This window comes from uncultured Campylobacter sp., assembly GCF_937949835.1.
Classification (GTDB): Bacteria; Campylobacterota; Campylobacteria; order Campylobacterales; family Campylobacteraceae; genus Campylobacter_B.
The window spans coordinates 1-4,043 of the sequence record NZ_CALEDC010000157.1 but is presented as its reverse complement, the minus strand read 5'-3'; the positions used below and the strand labels follow the sequence as shown (position 1 = coordinate 4,043).

Here is a 4,043-nt window from a genome sequence, read left to right as displayed (position 1 = left end):
GCATGCCGATGTATACGGCGCGCGTTTTTAACAAGCGCCAGATGGCAGTATAGGATTAAAAATTTAAATGGGCGGGGCGAGCTTGCTTGTGAGCGAAATTTAAGCAAGCTAAGTTTGAGCGGATGTTCTTTGCGGCGAATTTTCATAGCAGCGCGATTTGAAATTTTATTGCAGTTTCGCGCGCTCTCCGATGCGAAAAAAAAGTGCGCTCAGGCAAGCAAAACTAAATTAGCGCGCATCAGCCGCCGCGCAGCGCCTAAATAAGCGTAAAGCGTAAGCAAGGCTCAAGCAAACGCAGCAGCAAGCTTACTTCTAAATTCCATTTTTTACCGCTCGCAAAAAGCGGAATTTAGAAATTTAATTTAAAGGAGCAGCGATGAATGAAATTTTTACACGCACGAGCGTGCGAAACTTTACCGAGAAAATGCCGAGCGACGATCAGATCGAGCTCGTGCTAAAAGCCGCGATGCAAGCCCCTAGCGCGGGCAACCAACGCTCATGGGAGTTTTACGTAGTGCGCGACCGCACCGCCCTTACGCTACTTAGCAGCGTCGGTACCTACGGCGGCTGCACGAAAGATGCGCCGCTTGCGATCGTGGTCTGCACGCGCAAAAGCGGCTTAAAATTCCAGCCCTACGCTCGCTACGACTGCGCTTGTGCGGCAGAAAATCTTTGGCTGGCGGCGCACCATTTGGGGCTTGGCACCACGTGGCTGGGTGTAGCGCCCGATATTTACGCGATGGAGCGTGTAAGAGAAATTTTGGATCTGCCTGGGCATTTGGAGGCGTTTTGCATTATGCCTTTGGGCTTTCCGTCTCGCGTCACAAAGGCGCACTCGCGCTTTGAGCCCGCTAAAATTCACTTCGTAGGCTAGATATGTTTATTTCGCAGAGTAAAATCGACGATCTTATCGCTAGCGACGGCGCGTTTTTGGACCTTACGACCGAGCTTTTGCAAGACTTCGTAGATCTAAACGCGCCCGCGCGACTTTCGATCGTAACGAGGCAGGATCTGATCTTTAGCGGCGGAGGAATCGCGCGCGAGGTAGCGGCGCGCCTTGGTTGCGAGACGCAGCGGCTAGCGCGCGAAGGAAGCGCATTTGGCGCAGGGGATGAAATTTTTAGCGCACAGGGGAGTTTCGAGAGCTTGCATAAGGCTTGGAAGATCGTTCAGATCGTGTTTGAGTACTCCTGCAAAATTTCTACTTACGCGCACGAGATGGTTGCGCTGATGCGAGAGGCGAATCCGCGCTGCGTGCTGGGTGCGACACGCAAGAGCTTTCCTTTTGCGAAGGAGCTTTGTATAAATGCGCTGATCGCGGGCGGCGGGAGCATGCACCGCCTAGGGCTGCACGACAGCATCCTGTTTTTTTCAAACCATATCCGCGCGTTTACAAGCTTTAGCGAGTTTTGCGCGCAGATCGCTAAATTTAAAGAGCGCGCGCCCGAGCGAAAGATAATGATCGAAGTGGCGAGCGAGCGCGAATTTAGCGAGCTTTTAAGCTACGCACCCGATGCGATAATGTGCGATAAGATGAGCCCGGGCGAGCTTAGAGCCTGCGTTTTGAGGCGAGATCAGACGGCGCCGCAGATTAAAATTTGCGCCGCGGGCGGTATAAATAAAAATAACTGCGCAGAGTTTGCAGCTACCGGCGCGGACGTGCTCGTAAGCTCGGCGGTTTGGAATCAGGGCGTGTGCGATCTAGGCGGAAAGATAGAATTTATCTAAATATTAAATTTTAAATTTTAAGACGCAAAAGTCTAAAAAAGGGCATAAAAACGCAATTTATTAATAAATAAGAGTATATTTTGTAAAATTCTTAAAATTTCAAAAAAGGATTTTCATGAAAAAAATTGCATTTATTTTGGCGCTTGCGGCAAGCGTTTCGTTCTGCGCGGATCAGCTGATAATCGCGGCCGGCGGCGGATACAAAAAGCCCGTCTCGGCCGTGATCGAAAATTTGAAAAAAGAGGGCATGGACGTGGCGGGATCGTTTGCCAACCTCGGCCAGCTCGTCATTCAATCGCGCGAGAATAAAATTTCATTCATCGTGGGCGACGAGGCGTTTTTGAAAAAAAGCGATCTAAATATCACTAAATTTGAGCGTATCGGGCGCGGCACGCTAGTTTTGGTGACGCCGAAAAATATTAAAATAAACGATGTCTCTGAGATCGCAAAGTTTGATAAGATCGCGATGCCGGATCCTAAAAAGGCGATTTACGGTATCAGAACGAACGAGTTTTTACAAAACGCCAAGATGGATGGGGTAAAAGATAAAATTTTAGCCGTCGCGGGCGTGCCGCAGGTGGTCGCTTACGTCATCAACGGCGAGGTGCAGGCGGGCTTTATCAACAGCACCGAAGCGGTCGCCAAAAAAGATGAGTTCGGCTCGATCATCTACATCGACGAGAGCCTCTACAGCCCCGCATTCATCGGCATCGCAAGGCTTAGCGCGTGCGGCGAGCAGGCGCTTTGCGAAAAGGTGATGGAGGAGTTTAAATCGGACCGCTCAAAAGAGATTTTTTCAAAATTCGGTCTTAAATGAGCGACATAGCTTGGATCGCGCATCCTTTGCTTTTAAGCGTCAAAGCCCTGTTTTGCAGCTTTTTGCTGCTTATTTCAATAGGGCTAGCAATTTCGTATTTTTTAGCTTTCAGCAAAGCCAAATTTAAAAAGATCGTCGAAATTTTAGTGATTTTTCCGCTCATCTTCCCGCCGATCGCGACGGGATTTCTGCTTCTTTACATCTTCGGAAAGAGCGGATTTATCGGCTCTGCGTTAAATTTAGACATCGTTTTTAACTTTTCTTCATTGGTAATCGCCGCATTTTTGGTGGGGCTGCCGCTGTTTGTAAAGCCCGTATGCGCGAGCTTTGAGCTATTTCCGAAAAGCCTAATCGAAGCCGCGCAAATTTTGGGCAAAAACAGAGTTCAAATTTTCCTCTTCGTAATCCTTCCAAGCTCGCTTAAAACGCTCGGCTCCGCGCTTATTTTAGCGCTCTCGCGCGGGCTCGGCGAAGTGGGTATCACGCTGATGTTGGGCGGAAACATCGTGGGCAAAACCGACACGCTAGGCCTTGCGATCTACAACGCCGTGTATGACGGCGAGAACGAGCGGGCGCTGATCTTAAGCCTTTTGCTCGTGATTTTCAGCTTGATCTTATTCTTCGCGATAAGCCTTTTAGATAAAAAGCAAAATTTATCTAAATAAGAAAAATTATTTTTTAAGTATTTTTAGATAAAATTGCACTCGCATTTCATTTTAAAGGATTTATCATGAAGAAATTTCTAATTTCATCAATTTTAGTCGCAAGCGCCTTGATCGCTCACGAGCACGGCGATATGCACGCTTTTGACCCGAAGGCGGGTAAGCACCTCGTCATTGCGATGGAGCAGCTAGGCGAGAAGGGTAACATGAACGTAGGCGAGGTCGTAGCGGTCGAGACGAACTACGGCGTGGCGTTTTTCCCGAATTTAAAAGGTCTTGCTAGCGGCGCGCACGGCTTTCACGTGCATCAAAACGCCGACTGTGGCGCTACCGAGAAGGGCTTAGGCATGAAAGCGGGCGGCCACTGGGATCCAAGCGATACCAAAAAGCACTCGTTTGCTTGGGACGATAGCGGCCACAAGGGCGATCTGCCTGCGCTTTTCGTCGATGCCGAGGGCAATGCGGTCTATCCGGTGCTAGCTCCGAAGATCAAGAGCCTAGATGAGCTAAAGGGCCACTCGCTAATGATCCACGTAGGCGGCGATAACCACAGCGACCATCCGAAGCCGCTCGGCGGCGGCGGCGCTAGAATGGTCTGCGGCGTTATAAAATAAGCTTCGTTGCGGATGAAATTTAATCATCCGCAATTTCTAAATTTAGCAGCCCTGCGGTTAAATTTACGCGACGAAATTTCGCCGTCCGCAGCGCCGAGATACGCCCGCTTTGCCGTTAAATTTACACGCGGCGGGCTTTAATACAACCTATGCAGCGCGAATTTATGCTAAATTTACGCGCTGCGCACCTCTTGCCTTCCGCTTAAAATTTTAAAATTTAGC

The 4,043-nt window shown here is 49.4% G+C and carries 6 protein-coding genes; all 6 read left to right on the top strand.

What is annotated here, in order from left to right:
• Positions 1 to 264: hypothetical protein (locus tag Q0256_RS03395; RefSeq protein WP_297960046.1), on the top strand; the 264-nt coding region annotated here is incomplete at its 5' end.
• A gap of 112 nt (positions 265 to 376) precedes the next feature.
• On the top strand, positions 377 to 874 hold the full coding sequence (locus tag Q0256_RS03390; RefSeq protein ID WP_005869576.1) for a nitroreductase family protein: 498 nt from the start codon (positions 377 to 379) through the stop codon (positions 872 to 874).
• A 2-nt stretch (positions 875 to 876) separates the two neighbouring features.
• Positions 877 to 1,728 carry a ModD protein gene (gene modD, locus Q0256_RS03385; protein ID WP_297960044.1) on the top strand — a complete coding sequence of 284 codons (852 nt, stop codon included), beginning with the start codon at positions 877 to 879 and terminating at the stop codon, positions 1,726 to 1,728.
• Positions 1,729 to 1,843: 115 nt separating this feature from the next.
• Entirely contained in the window at positions 1,844 to 2,545 is a 702-nt protein-coding gene (gene modA / locus Q0256_RS03380; RefSeq protein WP_297960042.1) for a molybdate ABC transporter substrate-binding protein, read from the top strand.
• Positions 2,542 to 3,210, top strand: a complete 669-nt coding sequence (locus Q0256_RS03375) for a molybdenum ABC transporter permease (protein WP_297960040.1) — start codon at positions 2,542 to 2,544, stop codon at positions 3,208 to 3,210. Before modA ends, Q0256_RS03375 begins: the two co-directional genes overlap by 4 nt.
• 65 nt (positions 3,211 to 3,275) lie before the next feature.
• Positions 3,276 to 3,821 (top strand): superoxide dismutase family protein, encoded by a 546-nt coding sequence (locus Q0256_RS03370; RefSeq protein ID WP_297960038.1) that lies wholly within the window; start codon positions 3,276 to 3,278, stop codon positions 3,819 to 3,821.
• Positions 3,822 to 4,043: the final 222 nt, after the last annotated feature.

Bases quoted from the DNA above. Each gene is read 5' to 3' on its own strand.
- Q0256_RS03370 (WP_297960038.1), top strand. From the start codon at position 3,276: ATGAAGAAATTTCTAATTTCATCAATTTTAGTCGCAAGCGCCTTGATC.
- Q0256_RS03375 (WP_297960040.1), top strand. From the start codon at position 2,542: ATGAGCGACATAGCTTGGATCGCGCATCCTTTGCTTTTAAGCGTCAAA.
- modA (WP_297960042.1), top strand. From the start codon at position 1,844: ATGAAAAAAATTGCATTTATTTTGGCGCTTGCGGCAAGCGTTTCGTTC.
- modD (WP_297960044.1), top strand. From the start codon at position 877: ATGTTTATTTCGCAGAGTAAAATCGACGATCTTATCGCTAGCGACGGC.
- Q0256_RS03390 (WP_005869576.1), top strand. From the start codon at position 377: ATGAATGAAATTTTTACACGCACGAGCGTGCGAAACTTTACCGAGAAA.